Genomic DNA, 16,801 nt, shown 5'->3' on the forward strand with positions numbered 1-16,801 from the left:
GGGCAGGGCCTTGAGCTCCGTCCGCACATCATCGCGCACAGCCGATCCGTCATGGAACCATTGCACCAGCCCCAGCCGCTGGTTGATTTGCGGTTCCGCGAACAACGGCGCCGACAGATCCCGCGCCAGCACACGCGCACCGGCGGGTGTTACAGTGCGATCGATGGCATGAAGCAGACTACCCTCGCGCGCACCGGCCAATGTCCGGTCGATCTCCAGACTGGCCCGCGTCGGACCGTCGATCGAGAGAAACGTGCGAGTTTCACGCCTGCTAGGGGGATGCAAATAGGGCATATTGCCCTGGGAAACATGCTCGACATAGGCAACCAGACCGCCGGCCGTCGCCAGTTCGGCACGCGAAAACTCACCCATGCCGTCGAGCGTCGCAACCCCGAAATGATCCCGCAGCCGCTTTTCCGCGCCCAAGCTGTCAAAATGGTCCTTGTCCCAGGCGGTCGCCTTTGCCAGCCGGGGCAACAGCCCGGGCGAACAGATGATTTCCGACGGGGCCAATCGAGCCAGTTCTGCATCCAGAGCATCGTCCGAAATAGTTGTCAGTTCAAAATTGCCGGTCGATATATCCGCCGCCGCCAGCCCGATCTCGCCCTGCACCTGCGCCAGCGCGACCAGAATATTGTCGCTTCGCGCATCGAGCAAAGTGTCTTCGGTCAGCGTTCCGGCGGTCACATAACGGACGATATCCCGCGCGACCAAAGCCTTGTAGCCACCGCGCGCTTTGGCCTCGGCCGGCGTTTCAACCTGCTCTGCAATCGCCACTTTGAAACCGGCCCGGATCAGCTTCGCGAGATAATTTTCTGCGGCGTGGACCGGCACACCGCACATCGGAATCGAATCCCCGGCGTTTTTCCCGCGCGATGTCAGGGCAATGTCCAGCGCCGCCGAAGCAAGCTTGGCATCTTCGTAGAACAGCTCGAAAAAATCCCCCATCCGATAGAAAAGCAGGCAGTCACTCGCCTTTTCCTTGAGCGCGAAATATTGCACCATCATCGGGGTGACCTTGTCCGGTTTCGCCGCAGGGTCTTTCGCCTTGCTTTCTGCTTTGCTCTGAGTCCGGATTGCCATGAACTCGCGATAGCCGACTGCAGCGAGACATAAAAGAGTAGCGAGCACATCCTGTTGAAATTTACTTGATATTGCGGCTCCGTGACAAAACGAGTAGGCCCTGAAACGGGACGTGAATATCCGATCGGCACACTTGTGCCGACGACCAATATGCGGAGAGACAACTTGGCCGACAAGAATGATAACAATCTGGAATTTTCCGAACGGGAAGCTCTGCTTTTTCACTCCCACGGCCGGCCCGGAAAAATCGAGATTATCGCATCGAAGCCAATGGCGACCCAGCGCGACCTCAGCCTTGCCTATTCGCCAGGCGTTGCCGTGCCGGTCCGGGCCATCGCCGAAGACCCATCAAAGGCCTATGACTATACCGCCAAGGGCAATCTGGTCGCCGTCATTTCGAACGGCACCGCGATTCTGGGCCTCGGCAATCTCGGCGCGCTGGCTTCGAAACCGGTGATGGAAGGCAAGGCAGTGCTGTTCAAACGCTTTGCCGATGTTGATTCCATCGATCTGGAACTTGACACCGAGGATGCAGAAGCATTCATCAATGCCGTCCAGATAATGGAACCCAGCTTCGGCGGCATCAATCTGGAAGATATCGCCGCACCCGATTGCTTCATCATCGAGCAGACCTTGCGCGACCGGATGAATATTCCGGTATTTCATGATGACCAGCACGGCACCGCGATTATCGCTGCTGCCGGGATCATCAATGCCTGCCTGCTGACCGACCGCAAGATCGAAGATATCAAGGTTGTCGTCAACGGCGCCGGTGCGGCTGCCATTGCTTGCGCCTCGCTGATCAAGAGTCTGGGCGTTCCGCATGACAATCTGACCATGTGCGACCGGACGGGCGTCATCTATCGCGGCCGCGACGATGTCGACCAGTGGAAATCCGCCCATGCGATTGACACTGATGCACGCACCTTAACCGATGCGCTTTCAGGTGCAGACGTCTTTCTCGGCCTGTCTGCGGCCGGTGCCCTGAAACCCGAAATGGTCAAGGACATGGCTCCTCAACCGATCATTTTTGCGATGGCCAATCCCGATCCGGAAATCACGCCGCCCGATGCGAAAGCGGCCCGGCCCGATGCGATTATCGCCACCGGCCGTTCCGATTATCCCAACCAGGTCAATAATGTCCTCGGCTTTCCATTCATCTTCCGCGGCGCTCTTGATGTCCGGGCAACCCGGATCAACGAGGAAATGAAAGTCGCCGCCGCCCATGCGATTGCCGAGCTGGCGCGTGAACAGGTTCCCGAAGAAGTCGCCGCTGCCTATGGCGGATTGGCGCCTAGCTTTGGCGTCGACTATATCATTCCGGCACCCTTTGATCCGCGCCTGATGGACGTGGTTTCAGCCGCCGTCGCCAAGGCGGCGATGGATAGTGGTGTCGCCCAGAAACCGATCGAGGATCTGGACGCCTATCGACAGAGTCTCAAGGCGCGCCTCAATCCGACAACATCGGTACTTACCCAAGTCTATCAGGCCTGCCGTGTGGCGCCGAAACGGATCATTTTTGCCGAAGCCGAAGAAGATGTCGTGCTGCGCGCGGCTATCCAGTTTCAGGATGGTGGCTATGGCACTCCGGTTCTGGTCGGTCGCGACGATCGCGTCCGGGAAAAACTCCAGGAATTGGGTGTCCGCGATCCCGACCGGTTTGAAATACACAATAGCCGCAACAGTCCGCTGGTCCCCGACATGGTGAACATGCTCTATGAACGCCTCCACCGCCGCGGCTACATGGAGCGCGATATCAAGCGCATGGTCAATCAGGACCGCAACATCTTCGGTTCCGTGCTGCTCGCCATGGATCAGGGTGATGCGATGATCACCGGCGTTACCCGCCCTTATGCCCAGTCTTTCCGCGATGTCGCCAAAGTGATCGATGTCGAAAAAGGACGTACCGCCTTTGGCATCCATGTCATGGTCGGCCAGCATCACACGATCTTCATGGCCGACACCACGGTCAACGAAAGGCCCTCGGCCCACGAACTGGCAGATATTGCCGAACAAACGGCTGCGGTCGCCCGGCAAATGGGGCACGAACCTCGCGTCGCCTTCCTCAGCTACTCGACCTTTGGCAATCCCGAAGGACGCTGGCTGGAAAATCTCCGGGACGCCGTGGCGCTGCTCGATGAACGGCGCGTCAATTTCGAATATGAAGGCGAAATGGCGCCCGACGTGGCGCTCAACCCCAAGCTGATGGCAAACTATCCGTTCAGCCGCCTGTCACAGCCCGCCAATATCCTGGTCATGCCCGGCCTGCAATCCGCCAATCTGTCGGCAAAATTGCTGCGAGAACTGGGCGGTGATTCGGTTATCGGACCAATGCTGGTCGGACTGGAAAAATCTGTGCAAATTGCAACCATGGCTTCCACCGCATCGGAACTGGTGACGCTGGCAGTATTGGCCGCCAGCGGCATTGCGAAATAAAGGGTCCGCCAGGACAGCCAACTGGAAGTTAGATCGAGTGGCCGACAAGGGTGCCTTGATAGGGTAGAATGCTATGGGCGAGTGGGGTCATTGCTCGCGCTGCCCGATCCCGCCGCACCAACCGCACCGATATTACCAAATAGTTCCTCGAAAAAGGAGCGGTCACGGCCGAGTGTCGGTGTTTTGTCTCCGTCCGGGCTGATGCTTGCCACCAGCTCGAGGCCGGTGCGGTCAACCGCGGTCACATTTCCTGCGGCATCAAATTGCACACGCATCACCTGCTGGTCGCGGGGACGCGGGCTGCTGAAGCCATATTGGCGGGTATCGCGGGACAGATAATACCACGTATCGTCATCAAACTGGCCGGTGAAGGTCGGCCGGCCGAGCGAGGCCTCAACCGATTGGCGATTGTCGATGCCTGCCTGAATAGCCGACATCAGCACTTCATCGGCAATATAGCCCTGATGGCCGCGTACCTGGGTACATCCTGCCATCGTCATGGCGCCAGCCATTAGCCCGAGCCACAAGCTGTGTTTTTTTATATTGCCGACCATCGAACTCATTCTCCACTGTACAGCCGGCACCATACTGGTGCCCGACTTGCCATCGCCCATTGCATCTCGCGCCATAAATATCAATATGCCCTGTATCCAGACTTAACAAACGAGCCGATTGTCCATAAACCTGCGATCCAACCAGCGGAACCAGCAATGTCAATTTTCAGCAAGATTTTTTCAAGGGATAATCCCAATGTCGGGATGCGCCCGCTTTATCAAGCGATTGTCCGCGAGGGCCGGCAGATCGCGTGGTACGAAGAAGGTCAGGTGCCGGATAGTCTCGACGGCCGGTTTGACATGATTGCCGCGATATTCGCGCTGGTCATGATCCGACTCGAGAAAGAAGAGCAATGGGATCAGCACGTCGCATGGCTGACCGAGATATTCATCGCGGACATGGACGGACAATTGCGCCAGATCGGTATTGGCGACATGGTGGTAGGCAAGCAAGTCGGCCGCATGATGGGCGCGCTCGGCGGCCGGGTCGGAGCGTATCGCGACGCGCTGGAAAAGGGAGCGGACCTGCAAGACGCCATATTGCGCAATGTTTTTCGCGGCAAGAAGCCCGATGATGCGGCTTTGATCTATGTTGCCGAGCGCCTGTCTGCCTATCATAGCGCACTGGAAGGCTGCGATTCTAACGAGATTATCGCGGGCCAGATCCCCGAAAGCGGATCGGCCGGATGATCGACAAGCCCGAATTTTCCCATATCGTCAAGCTGTCCGAAATTGGTTCGAAACCGCGTTCCGGCACGCTTGCCGCAGGCGAGGAAGAACGCTGCGCCCTTGCCCTGCGGTTCGATATTCCGAAAATATCCTCGCTGACGGCGACCTATAAACTGGAGGCAGGCGAGCGCGGGATCGCATTTACCGGGTTACTGACATCCAACCTCCACCAGAGTTGCGTAATAACCGGAGAAGAGATCCCGGTTCAGGTCCGCGATAAATTTGATATCCTGTTCATTCCCAAGGCGGATCCGAGCGATCTGGAAGAAGAAATCGAGCTGACCGAGGAAGAGTGCGACCTTGTTGAATATGAGCAATCCCAGATCGATCTGGGCGAAGCACTCGCGCAAACGCTGTATCTTTCGCTTGATCCATATCTGCGCGGGCCGAATGCCGACGAGGCCGCCCGGAAGAAAGGGCTGAAATCCGAAGAAGAGTCCGGACCATTTGGCGCTCTGGCTGCGCTGAAGGACAAGCTCGGTTAGGCCGAGGCCTTGGCAGACTTGCTCTCGGCAGCTTTGGTCAGACGCGTTTTCAGCCCGTTCAATCTTTGTTTGCCGGTTATTTTACCGCCCAACAGATCGGTGATGTAGAATGTATCCACCGCGCGCTCGCCATAAGTGGCAATATGGGCGCTGTGCACGGTTACTTTCGATTCAAACAGGGCATAGGCGAGTTCGTTGAGCAAGGCTGGTCGATCCTGAGCGTTGACTTCCACTACGGTAAACCGGTTGGATGCGTCATTATCAACCAGCGCAAAGGGCGTGATAACGAAAGCGCCGGCTCGCGAGTGCGCGAGTGGTCTAGCCTCAAGCTTGGTGGAAAGCTTGGACCGGTTGGCCAGAGCATCCTCGACCGCCTGTTTGAGCCGGTCCAGCTGGCCCTTTTCTGAGAATGGCTTGCCGTGCGGGTCCTGAACCAGAAAATTGTCCAGCGCCATGCCGTCACGGGTGGTGTGGATGCGGGCGTCGATAATATTGCCGCCAGAGACATGGATGCCGCCCGCTATGCGATAGAATAATCCCGGATGGTCAGCCGCATAGACGGTTATCAATGTTGCGCCGCGCTCGGCGTAGACATCAGCAAAAATCGCCAGCTCTGTGTCCCCTGCTTCGAGAACTAGCCGCGCATTTTGTACGATAATATCATCCGGCTCGGCAATCCAGTAAGGATCGGTAAACCGCTTCGCCAGTTTCTTGAACTCGGCGTCCGGCAGATTCAGCGTCCCGGCCAGAACAGCCTTTTTCTCGTCAATCCGTTCCTTGCGTCCGCGCTGTTTGTGACCGAGCAGCAACATTTCCTGCGCCGCATCGAACAGATCGGTCAGCAACTGCCGTTTCCAGCTGTTCCACACGCCGGGGCCCACCGCGCGGATGTCGACAACGGTCAGCACCATGAGCTGGCGGAGTCGCTCGACACTTTTTACCTGGCTGGCGAAATCCTGAATGGTCTTGAAATCCGAAAGATCGCGTTTGAAGGCAACAGCCGACATCAGCAGGTGATTGCGGACCAGCCACGCGACCAGTTCGGTTTCATGTGGCTTCAGCCCCAGTCGCGGGCAAAGCTTCATCGCCACTTCCGCGCCCAATATACTGTGGTCGCCGCCACGTCCCTTGGCGATGTCATGCAGCAAGGTGGCGACAAACAGCACCCGGCGGTTCTGGAGTTTCTCCATCGTCACGGTGCTGTTCGGATGGTCGTCGGCCAGATCACCCCTGCCGATCTTGGCGAGCAGGCCAATCGCACGGATGCTGTGTTCGTCGACCGTGTAATGATGGTACATGTCGAACTGCATTTGCGCCACGATGCGACCGAAGTCGGGGATGAAACGGCCGAAAATGGAAGCTTCGTTCATCCAGCGCAGCACCAGTTCGGGATCACGCGGCGAGCAGAGTATGTCGAGAAACAGCTTGTTGGCGCGCGGATCCTTGCGGATATCATTGTCGATCAGCTTGGCATCGCGCCGCGCAGCCCGCATCGCCAGGGGATGGACTTCGAGACCGTGCCTGTCGGCCAGCCAGAAAATCTCGACCAGCCGAACCGGGTCGTCGGCGAAAAAAGTCTCTTTCGGCAAGGCGAGACGTCCGCGATCGAGGACAAAGCCGTTGAGCTTCTTTGGTTTGCGGGTCAGGGAAGGCAGAAACCGGCGGACTCCCGCGTTGTGCGTCTCATCGAGATGGGCGAGAAACACACCGGTCAGATTACCGACCACTTTTGCGTTGAGAAAATAATATTGCATGAACCGCTCGACCGACGATTTGCCGGGCCGGTCTGCAAAGTGCATCCGCCGGGCGACTTCGGGTTGCAGGTCAAAGGTAAGCCGGTCCTCCGCGCGGCCGGTCATGTCATGCATGTGACAGCGTACCGCCCAGAGGAAATTGGCGGCCTTGCGGAACCGTTTGAACTCGTCGGCGGTCAACAGACCGACATCCACGAGATCCTCGGCCGAGGTCACCTGATGGATATATTTGCCGATCCAGTAGAGGGTTTGCAGGTCGCGCATTCCCCCCTTGCCTTCTTTGACATTGGGTTCGACAACATAGCGGCTGTCGCCCATTTTCTTGTGCCTTGCATCGCGTTCGGCCAGTTTTTCCGCGACGAAAATGCTGTCGGTTCCGGCAACGACGTCATGGAAGAACCGCTGCTTGGCGGCTTCATAAACACCGGTATCGCCCCAGATATAACGACCTTCGAGCAGCGCTGTGCGAATCGAAAGATCACCCTTGGCCATGCGCACCATTTCATCGATCGAGCGGCTGCTTTGCCCAACCTTCAACCCGAGATCCCAGAGCCAGTAGAGCATCGCCTCGACGACCTGTTCGGTCCAGCTGGTAGCCTTGTCCGGAGTCAGAAAAGCAATATCGACATCGCTATGCGGCGCCATTTCACCCCGGCCATAGCCGCCGACCGCCATCACCGCGATCCGTTCGCCCGACGACGGGTTGCCGACCGGATATTGATGATGCACGGCTATATCGTGGATCAGCCGCACCAGCTGGTCGACCAGAAATGATTGGGCTGCCGCCATTTCATGACCAGCCGACGGCTTTTTCAGCAAGCGTTTGCCGATCTCCGCCCGGCCCCCCGAGAGCGCGTTCTGCAACAGCGGCAGAATCATTGCTCTGGCCTCTGGCATGCCATGCTCGGCGATGAGTTCTTCTATTTTTTCGGCCAGTGCCCGGCGATTGATAATCTCCCGCTGCCGGACGATCCGCTTCCCCGGATCAGCCGGCGCGGCAGGAATATTGGCGCGCAGGTTCATCCCGTCCCGGCCAGTACGTCGCGATGCTTTTTCGCAATCACGATTTTTGCAATTTTTGCGGTGCCGAGTTTCGGCAACGGCTCGTCATACTGCCAGATATGCACCGGCATTTTATAGGGCGCGAGCTGGGTCTTGAGCGAAGCCAGCAATTGTTCGTCGGTAAGGCTATGACCGTCTTTGGTGTGATAAACCAGCCCCGGCACTTCGCCGAAGCGCTCGTCGGGGATACCAAAAATGCAGGCTTCGGCGACCGCCGGATTGGCATAGACCGCCGCCTCGACTTCCTGACAGCTGATATTCTCTCCACCGCGAATGATGATTTCTTTTTTGCGGTCGACGATGAAGAGATAGCCTTCCGGATCGAGATAGCCAATGTCTCCCGTGCGAAAATAGCCGTTGTCGGTAAAGGCATCTCTGGTCGCCTCTTCGTTATTCCAATAGCCGGTGAAATTGGCAGCGGTGCGGATACAGACTTCGCCGCGTTCGCCCTGCGCCATCTTGTTGCCGTCATCATCGAGGATAGCGACATCGACAATCGGCGGGGTCGCCCGGCCGGTGCTGTCTGGCTTGGCGAGATAATTCTCGTTCTGGTTGGAACAACCTACGCCGTTGGTTTCGGTCAGGCCATAGCCAATTACCGGGAAACCATCACCCATTTTTTCCTTGATCCGCCGGACGTGCTCCACCGGGCGCGGAGCCCCGCCGGCTGCCATGGTGACGCAGCTGCTGAGATCATATTTGTCGAGATTGGGATGCGAATAGATTTCCATGCTCATCAGCGGCACACCGACAAAATAGGTTACCCGTTCCTTTTCAATCAGGCGCATCGCTTCTTCGGCATCCCATTTGTTGAGCAACACCAGCTTGCGGCCGATCGCATAGCTGACCAGCACCAGCGGCACCGACGCGGTGACATGGAACAAGGGAACACAAACCATCGCGGTCGGCTGCCCTTCCGGCATTGTGCCGGCTTTGGTCATGATATTGACCAGCACCAGCACCGTGCCGACAAAGCTCATCGCGCCCTGCACGACAGAGCGGTGATCGGCATAAGCACCTTTCGATTTGCCGGTGGAGCCGGAGGTGAACAATATGGTCGCATTGTCTTCGGGTGCCATTTGCGGCAGCGGCGTTTCGACCCCACCGCCTTTTTCCAGCATGACTTTCAGCCCTTCCAGGGGCAGTGTGTCATGTTCGAAGATCAGCAGTTCGGCGCCGTGATCGCGTTTGGATTCGACCAGCCGCCGGGCTCGCTGATGATCGGCAAAGACGAAAGAGCAGCTGACATCCTCGATCCCGTCGGCCAGTTCGTCACCCTGCCACCAGCCGTTCAATTTGGTTGAAATACCGCCCGCCATGGTAATCGCCATGTCAAGAATGATCCAGTTAGCGGAATTGCGTGCTGCGATTCCAATTCGGTCGCCTTTCTGAACGCCATAACCTTCCACCAGTCCACCCGCCAAAGCGCGTGCGGCGGCATAGGATTCACCGAAGGTCAGGCGGATATCGCCATCGACCAGAAATTCCTTGTCGGCGTGTTGATGGCAGAAATAAGCGAGATAATCCGATACATTCTGCGGCGCATTCTTGAAGATCGGCATGTCGACGCCATATTTTTTGATCGCGTCGAGCTCCAGCAACTCACCCGGCTGCGTCAGCGCTTCCAGCGTTTTGTCGATTACCGCGTCAAGTTCAGAGGTCGCCATTATTCAAGTCTCCCGTTGTTCCCTCTTGGTCTAGGGGAATTTCCCTATATATGGACAGGAAACCACGCGGGGAAAAGAGTTGATTGATATTATATTGGCCAATGCGGCACAGTTTACGCGGTTTGAGGAGCTTGGCCTGTCTCCCAACGCGTTCGACTTGGGATTTTTCCAACTCAAATGGTACTCGCTCGCCTATCTTGCGGGGATTTTGATCGGTTATTGGTATCTAACGAAACTGGTTGACCAGCCCGGCTCTCCAATGGCGCGGCGCCATGCCGATGATCTGATTTTCTGGGCGACGCTCGGGATCATCGTCGGTGGCCGACTGGGCTATGTGTTTTTCTATAATCCGGAGATATTGCTCGAACCGGTCAAGATATTGCAGGTCTGGAACGGTGGCATGTCCCTGCACGGCGGTACGATCGGTGTGGTGCTTGCGTTGTGGTGGTCTGCCCGGAGAGAGAAGCTCGATTTTCTGCGGATGTGCGACTATATCGCCTGCGTCATCCCTTTCGGCCTGTTTTTCGGGCGGCTTGCCAATTTCGTCAATGGCGAGCTGTGGGGACGGCAGACCGATGTTGCATGGGCGATCATCTTCCCGATGGGCGGAGAACTCGCACGCCATCCGAGCCAGCTCTATGAGGCAGGCCTTGAAGGTCTTCTCTATTTCATCATTCTCTCGCTGATGTTCTGGAAGACCGATGCCCGCTACCAGCCCGGCAAGCTGGTGGGCGCCGGATTGCTGGTCTACGGCTTCAGCCGGTTCACTGTCGAATTTTTCCGCCAGCCGGATGCTCAGCTCACCTGGCTGGTCGAACAATCGGGCTTCAGCATGGGGCAATGGCTTACGGTGCCGATGATATTGCTCGGCGCTTGGCTGGTGTTCACGGCGAAAGGCAGGCGCGTTCGGATCGAAGCGGTGGCCGGAGACAAGAGCGTTGCCTGAAGGCATCACAGCGGACCCAACCAGCGCAGCGCATATCATCGCCGACAGGATCGATCGCGAAGGTCCGATCCCGCTCGGCGACTATATGGCAATCGCCAACGACTGTTATTATGCCAGCAAAGATCCGTTCGGCGAAGATGGTGACTTTGTCACCGCGCCCGAAATCAGCCAGATGTTTGGTGAAATCATCGGGATCTGGCTGGCAGATCTATGGCTTCGCAAGGGATCGCCCGAAAATTGTCACTATGTCGAGCTGGGTCCGGGGCGCGGGACCTTGGCCAAGGACGCATTGCGGACGATGGCCAGATTCGACTGCACACCCACGGTTCATTTCCTTGAGTCCAGCCCGGTCCTGAAAGCCAAGCAGGCGCAGCTGCATCCGGATGCAAAATGGCATAGGGATATAGCAAGCCTCCCCGAAGACGGTCCGCTGATGATCGTCGCCAACGAATTTTTCGACGCCTTGCCGATCGAGCAATTTGTGGCGACTTCCGGCGGCTGGCGACGACAGATGATCGCGCGCGATCGCAGCAAATTTGTCACGATTCCCAGTGACGAAGCGGTGGAAACCCAGATAAGTGGTACCATGAGCGGATTTCCGGAGGGCACGATATTGGAACGTTCGCCGGTCAGTGTGGAATTGGCCGGCAATCTTGCCAATCGGCTGGCAAAACAAGGCGGCACGCTTTTGCTGATCGATTATGGCTATACGAGGCCGGGAACCGGTAGCACGCTGCAGGCGATCAAGGAACATATGCCAATCAGCCCGTTTGACAGTCCGGGCACATCCGATCTCACCGCCCATGTCGACTTTCACACGCTGGCCAATACCGCGCGGACCCGCCTGCTGGCGGTGCATGGGCCAGCGGAACAGGGTCAATGGCTGAAGTCGCTCGGCATCGATCAACGCGCCGACGCGCTGATTGCTGCATCGCCGAAACAGGCCGACAATATTCGGGCCGCCCACCTACGGCTCACTCATGCAGACGAGATGGGATGCCTCTTCCGCGTGATGGCAGCGACCCCGATCGGCTGGCCGGACCCCGAAGGGTTCAGCTATGGTGAGGATTAGAGAGCTTCGCTAAACCCTCAGCTGACCCATTCGGCGACTTCGGCAGCCACTATATTGGCAGCCTCGTTCAAACCTTCTCCGACGGGAACTGGTTCGGCTGCAAAAACCCTTTTGCTTGCTTCAAAGCGTTTTTTCTCTACCGGCTGGTCCTTGGTCATTTTTACCGCATCATAAGTAACCGTGACGGTCAGGCTAGGGCCGTCAAGACCGAAATTGACCAGTTCGCCGGTGATATAGGTTTGCGCATTGCCGCCGGCTTCGGTTGCGGTGAGCACCAGCCGGTTATTTTTGGCCGCAATGGTTTCGCTCAGCAGATCCTGAAACAGGCGGGCCGGCTTGTCGACCCAGACGGCATCTTTCAAATAGGCAATGCCTGTGCCGGTGGTCTGTACCGGCACCCGAATAGTGTTCAGTTTCTGAGGGGCAGCGGGCAACGCTACCACCAATGAACCTGTCTGCGGTCCGCTCCGCACAGCCCCGGCCGAGAGTTTCTGGTCGGGCGACAGGGACAATAGCGATGGCGGCGGTTCAGCACCGCCAAAGCTGACGCAGGCGCTTAGCGCTGTGGTTGCGGCCAGCAGACCGACGGCTTTCAAAAATTTGCTCATCATATCTGCCCCTTTATTTTCCTGGCTCATAATCCGGCAGCGCCGGTGCCGACAACAAGGATCCGGCCCCGCCCTGATCCAGTCGTTCGGTCACTTTGGTCATCGATTTGGTTAGCGCCTGCATATCTTCGACCAGTTGATCGACTTCCGGCAATGTCTTTTTCGAGAAACGCTCCGCACCGGGCTGGGCATTTTTCAAAACACTTTCCAGAGCAAGCAGACTCTTGGAAGCGGAATCCAATGTTGTGGCGAGATTTTTCGCCACTGGTTCGCCATTGTTTGTCAGGAACGCATTGGTGTTGTCCGCCACCAGTCCCAATTTCTCTGCGGTCTGGCCGGCGTTGCGAATGGCGATGCGGGATTCTTCCATCAACGCTTTCAGGCCCGGTGCCTGATCTGCCAGACTGCCGGTCAAGCGATCGGTGTTATTGAGAATACCGGTGATCGATTCCTGATTTTCATCCGACAGCAGTGTCGTCAGCCGATCGGTCAGGGTTGCCAGTCGCTCCACCACCAATGGTGCGCTGTTGAGCAATTCCCCGAGTGCGCCCGGCTTCGTCGGGATTACCGGCACCCCTTCGGGGCCGAGATCGGTGATCGGCGGCGCTCCTTTTTTCGCTCCGTCGAGCTGAATATTGGGCGGCGCGGTGAAGCTGACGCTCTGGATCGTGGCGGTGGTACCCTCGAGAATCGGCGTATCTTCGCTCACGGCGATGCGGACGCGAACAAAATTGGGATCCTTTTTCCACAGCTCGACCTTGGTCACCTGGCCGGATGGAACTCCGGCAAAGGTGACACCGGTTCCCGATGCCAGGCCGCCGACGGACTGGGCAAAGAAAATGTCATATTCCTTGGTTGCGCCATCGCCGAAGCGGACGATCCAGACCAGAAAGGCGGCCACAAGAGCCAGCATCATCAAGGTAACTACACCGACAAGGATATGATTGGAGCGCGTTTCCATCTATTTCACCTCTATGACGAGCCGTGCCGTCAGCTGCAAGAATTCTCTGAACGGGTTGAACATTCTCATCCTAGCACCTTTTTCCCGGCAGATGCCATGCGGCCACGCGGGCCGTTGAAATATTCCTGAATCCATGGATGGTCGAGCGCGAGCAGCTCGTCGATCGTGCCGACCGCGATTACCTGCTGGTCGGCGAGCACCGCCACACGGTCGCAAATAGCATGGAGCGTATCCAGATCATGGGTGATCAGGAACACCGTCAGGCCCAGAGTCTGTTGCAACTCCTTGGTCAGATTGTCGAACGCCGCAGCGCCGATCGGATCCAGTCCTGCGGTTGGTTCGTCGAGAAACAACAGCTCCGGATCGAGCGCGAGCGCCCGTGCGATACCAGCCCGTTTGCGCATTCCACCCGACAATTGGGAGGGATATTTCGGTGCGGCATCCGGCGGCAATCCCGAAAGACAGACTTTGTATTTCGCCACTTCACGCCGGAAATCACGATCCATATCCGGATAGAATTCGCGGATCGGGACCATCACATTTTCGGCCACGGTCAGCGTTGAAAACAGCGCACCGCCCTGAAACAAGACGCCCCAGCGCTTTCGAATTTCGATCGTTTCGGCGTCAGATTGGCCCAATATCTGTTCGCCAAAGACCTCGATCTCGCCTTCATTGGGTATCTGCAATCCAATGATCGAACGCATCAGTACCGATTTTCCGGTTCCGGAGCCGCCGACCACGCCGATGATTTCTCCGCGCCGCACATCCAGATCGAGGTTGTCGTGCACCACCTGCTCGCCAAAGCAGTTGCGAAGGCCCCGAACGCTGATGATCGGGCCATCATAGTCGCGGTCAAAAGTGATGGTCTGAGACTCGCCCATCAATTCCATCCGATCCAGCTAAAGAAGACTGCGAAAAAGGCGTCGAGCACAATGACCAGAAAAATTGCCTGAACCACCGCTGCGGTTGTCCGTTTGCCGACATCCTCGGCGTTGCCCTTGACCTGCATGCCCTGGTAACAGCCGGTAACCGCGATAACCGCTCCGAACACGGGGGCTTTCACCAGTCCGACATAGACGTCGGTCAGCGGTACAACCTCGCGGATGCGGGCGAAAAATGTGGCCGGCGGTATATCCAGTTCAACCCAGCTGAGCAGACCGCCACCGATGATCGCAACCACCGATGCATAAAAGCCGAGCAACGGCAGCATGATGACGGCGGCGAGGAAGCGCGGCAATACCAGCGCCTCGATCGGAGACACCCCGATGGTGCGCATCGCGTCAATTTCTTCGGTCAGTTTCATCGTGCCAATCTGCGCGGCAAAGGCTGATCCGGACCGCCCCGCCACCATGATCGCGGTCATCAGCACGCCCAGCTCGCGCAGCGTCAAACGGCCGACGAGATTGACGGTAAACACTTCCGCTCCGAACTGGCGAAGCTGCACCGCGCCTTGTTGCGCGATCACCAGTCCGATCAGAAAACTCATCAGGCCGACGATGCCGAGCGCGCGAACGCCGACGACGTCGAAACGTTGAATCACGGCGTTCCATCTTATCTGGCGGGGATGCCGGAGCAACCTCGCAAACCCGACCATTATCGCCCCGAAAAAGCCGATCAGTCCGGTCAATGTGGTAAAGGCAAGCGTTGTCGCCTCGCCAATTTCGCTCAACACCCGGATCACCGGATTAACCGGGTCCGGCCGGATTTCGGTCGCCTGGTCGGCGCCGGCGACGGCAGCTATCAGCCGCTCCGCATCATCATCGGCACCAACGATCTCGGCTTCCATATCCCGCGCTGTCCGGTGGACCAGCCAGGCTCCGACCGTGTCGACATAGCCGGTATCCGAAATATCCAGCCGTTTGGCCCGGCTTGCATATTCTCTCAGACGTTCCGGCAGGTCCCCGATGCTGGCAATCGACAAGTCGCCAGTCAAACGTAGCGTTACCGCACCATCTTCGGCTGTCTCTTCGACAAAATCGCTAGCTATCGACATCGCGACCATAGGTGACCGAAATTTCGACAAAGCTCAAGAGATTAAAGCGCTCAAATATTTGGCGCTTTTGCGAACGGGCTGCTAGAGACCGCGCGAACGGGAACTTCGGGACGACATGCACCAAATTTCACTTTACGACATGGACCGGACAATAACCGTGCGCGGAACCTATACGCCGTTCCTGTTTCATATGGTCTTTGCCAGAGCGCCATGGCGGCTGATCTTCCTGCCGCTGCTGCCCTTCGCCTTTGCCGCTTATGGCCTCAAGCTGATCAGCCGCGGGCGATTGAAGACCTTCAACCAGTCGATGCTCCTGGGTAGTGCCCCGAAACTCTCCGCACTGCAGCCGCATATCGAAAGCTTCGCGGACAAGGTCCTGCGATCCAACCGCCACCGGAAAGCGATTGACCAGGTCGAAGCCGATCGCGCGAACGGCCGGACACTGGTGCTGGTAACCGCATCCTATGAACTTTACGCCGAAGCCATCGCCCGTCGGCTTGGATTCGATCATCTGATCGGAACCCGGCTGCAGGTCGACGGCCAAGGCCGCGTGCTACCCGTCATCATCGGCGAGAATTGCTATGACGATGCCAAGATTGGCCGGATCGAGGATCTGTTTGCGAAACAGGGCTGGCAACGCACCGAAAGCCATGTCCGCGCTTATTCCGACCATGTCAGCGATCAGGCGATGCTCGAATATGCCGACGAGGCGATCGCGACGACACCGACGCCCAAATTGCGGCGCATGGCGGACCAGCGCGGCTGGAAAATCGTCGACTGGCGCTGACCGGACCAGACACCGCCACCGGGCGGGAATGTACCGGTGGTTGACAGTCCGGTAGATCGATCCTAGCCGCCGAGCATGAGCATTATCGCGACCATCATGAACAGCAGCACCGGTCAGCCGATCCAGAAAATGACTTTTGGCCGCATGCCCAGAGCATGGGCCTCCTTCAGCCTCGAGAGCGGCGAGCGGGTTACCGCCGAGCGGATCGACGTCGGCACGCCCGCGCATGGCAAGTTCGTCGCGCCGGTGTCGATCTGGGTGACCCCCAAGCCTCCCAGAACCGCGGCCTGATCGATGAGCGTTGCTTTCCGCAGAGAAGGTGATGACGAGCATCTCGAGCCCAAGTTCGAGCTTCCGATCCCCGTCGGCCCCAACCTGGTCACGGCGCGCGGATTGCGGTTGATCAAGGACCGCGTCGCCGAATTGCAGGCAACGGTCGCTGCGCTGACCGACGAGGTTGCGCTGAAGATCGCCAAGCGCGACCTGCGCTACTGGAACATAAGGCAATCGACGGCGGAACTGCCGCCGGTGCCGAGCGGCGAAAAGGTGGAATTTGGCACCAGGGTGACGTTCCTGCTCAACGGCAATGAGAAAACACTCTCGCTTGTCGGTGATGACGAAGCCGATCCGGCCAGCGCGCTGGTTTCCTTTTCCGCACCGATCA

General features: G+C 57.8%; 15 protein-coding genes and 1 pseudogene. 8 read left to right on the plus strand and 8 right to left on the minus strand.

From position 1 onward, the window contains the following. Positions 1-1,008: pseudogene (locus tag WBM93_RS12605) on the minus strand (DNA mismatch repair protein MutS); the annotation flags it as partial. Between the two features lie 225 nt (positions 1,009-1,233). Here WBM93_RS12605 and WBM93_RS12610 point away from each other — a divergent pair. Next, positions 1,234-3,519, plus strand: a complete 2,286-nt coding sequence (locus WBM93_RS12610) for an NADP-dependent malic enzyme (protein WP_424432228.1) — start codon at positions 1,234-1,236, stop codon at positions 3,517-3,519. A 71-nt stretch (positions 3,520-3,590) separates the two neighbouring features. Here WBM93_RS12610 and WBM93_RS12615 read toward each other — a convergent pair whose 3' ends face one another. Continuing rightward, a complete protein-coding gene (locus tag WBM93_RS12615) occupies positions 3,591-4,073 on the minus strand; it encodes an outer membrane protein assembly factor BamE (protein ID WP_424432229.1) in 483 nt (160 codons plus the stop codon). 156 nt (positions 4,074-4,229) lie between these two features. Here WBM93_RS12615 and WBM93_RS12620 point away from each other — a divergent pair, with 156 nt between their 5' ends. Next, positions 4,230-4,763, plus strand: a complete 534-nt coding sequence (locus WBM93_RS12620; RefSeq protein WP_424432215.1) for a ubiquinol-cytochrome C chaperone family protein — start codon at positions 4,230-4,232, stop codon at positions 4,761-4,763. Then, positions 4,760-5,287, plus strand: coding sequence for a YceD family protein (locus tag WBM93_RS12625; protein WP_424432216.1), 528 nt, complete (start codon positions 4,760-4,762; stop codon positions 5,285-5,287). Before WBM93_RS12620 ends, WBM93_RS12625 begins: the two co-directional genes overlap by 4 nt. On the opposite strand, the gene WBM93_RS12630 is transcribed toward WBM93_RS12625, so the two are convergent. Then, a complete protein-coding gene (locus tag WBM93_RS12630) occupies positions 5,284-8,064 on the minus strand; it encodes a [protein-PII] uridylyltransferase (protein ID WP_424432217.1) in 2,781 nt (926 codons plus the stop codon). The two genes, WBM93_RS12625 and WBM93_RS12630, sit on opposite strands and share 4 nt — an antisense overlap. Further along, complete coding sequence (locus WBM93_RS12635; RefSeq protein ID WP_424432218.1) at positions 8,061-9,770, minus strand: class I adenylate-forming enzyme family protein; 1,710 nt, start codon at positions 9,768-9,770, stop codon at positions 8,061-8,063. The genes WBM93_RS12630 and WBM93_RS12635 overlap by 4 nt, the downstream gene beginning before the upstream one ends. Before the next feature lie 79 nt (positions 9,771-9,849). Here WBM93_RS12635 and lgt point away from each other — a divergent pair, with 79 nt between their 5' ends. Together lgt and WBM93_RS12645 are read left to right on the plus strand one after the other, a co-directional pair. Continuing rightward, positions 9,850-10,716 carry a prolipoprotein diacylglyceryl transferase gene (lgt, locus tag WBM93_RS12640; protein ID WP_424432219.1) on the plus strand — a complete coding sequence of 289 codons (867 nt, stop codon included), beginning with the start codon at positions 9,850-9,852 and terminating at the stop codon, positions 10,714-10,716. Beyond that, positions 10,709-11,788, plus strand: coding sequence for a class I SAM-dependent methyltransferase (locus tag WBM93_RS12645; protein ID WP_424432220.1), 1,080 nt, complete (start codon positions 10,709-10,711; stop codon positions 11,786-11,788). The genes lgt and WBM93_RS12645 overlap by 8 nt, the downstream gene beginning before the upstream one ends. 17 nt (positions 11,789-11,805) lie before the next feature. On the opposite strand, the gene WBM93_RS12650 is transcribed toward WBM93_RS12645, so the two are convergent. The 4 genes from WBM93_RS12650 to WBM93_RS12665 all read right to left on the minus strand — a co-directional run bounded on the left by WBM93_RS12650 (position 11,806) and on the right by WBM93_RS12665 (position 15,350). Then, positions 11,806-12,399 carry an ABC-type transport auxiliary lipoprotein family protein gene (locus tag WBM93_RS12650; RefSeq protein WP_424432221.1) on the minus strand — a complete coding sequence of 198 codons (594 nt, stop codon included), beginning with the start codon at positions 12,397-12,399 and terminating at the stop codon, positions 11,806-11,808. 10 nt (positions 12,400-12,409) lie between these two features. Next, positions 12,410-13,357 (minus strand): MlaD family protein, encoded by a 948-nt coding sequence (locus tag WBM93_RS12655; RefSeq protein ID WP_424432222.1) that lies wholly within the window; start codon positions 13,355-13,357, stop codon positions 12,410-12,412. A gap of 65 nt (positions 13,358-13,422) precedes the next feature. Continuing rightward, entirely contained in the window at positions 13,423-14,238 is an 816-nt protein-coding gene (locus tag WBM93_RS12660) for an ABC transporter ATP-binding protein (RefSeq protein WP_424432223.1), read from the minus strand. Continuing rightward, positions 14,238-15,350 carry an MlaE family lipid ABC transporter permease subunit gene (locus WBM93_RS12665; protein ID WP_424432224.1) on the minus strand — a complete coding sequence of 371 codons (1,113 nt, stop codon included), beginning with the start codon at positions 15,348-15,350 and terminating at the stop codon, positions 14,238-14,240. The genes WBM93_RS12660 and WBM93_RS12665 overlap by 1 nt, the downstream gene beginning before the upstream one ends. Before the next feature lie 115 nt (positions 15,351-15,465). On the opposite strand from WBM93_RS12665, the gene WBM93_RS12670 reads away from it, so the two are divergent. The 3 genes from WBM93_RS12670 to WBM93_RS12680 all read left to right on the plus strand — a co-directional run. Further along, on the plus strand, positions 15,466-16,137 hold the full coding sequence (locus tag WBM93_RS12670) for an HAD family hydrolase (protein WP_424432225.1): 672 nt from the start codon (positions 15,466-15,468) through the stop codon (positions 16,135-16,137). 75 nt (positions 16,138-16,212) lie between these two features. Then, positions 16,213-16,428, plus strand: a complete 216-nt coding sequence (locus WBM93_RS12675; RefSeq protein WP_424432226.1) for a hypothetical protein — start codon at positions 16,213-16,215, stop codon at positions 16,426-16,428. 3 nt (positions 16,429-16,431) lie between these two features. Next, positions 16,432-16,801 (plus strand): GreA/GreB family elongation factor (locus WBM93_RS12680; RefSeq protein WP_424432227.1); only part of this gene is annotated, 370 nt, incomplete at its 3' end.

Origin of the sequence: Parasphingorhabdus sp., from assembly GCF_049667325.1 — a bacterium.
Taxonomy (GTDB): Bacteria; Pseudomonadota; Alphaproteobacteria; order Sphingomonadales; family Sphingomonadaceae; genus Parasphingorhabdus.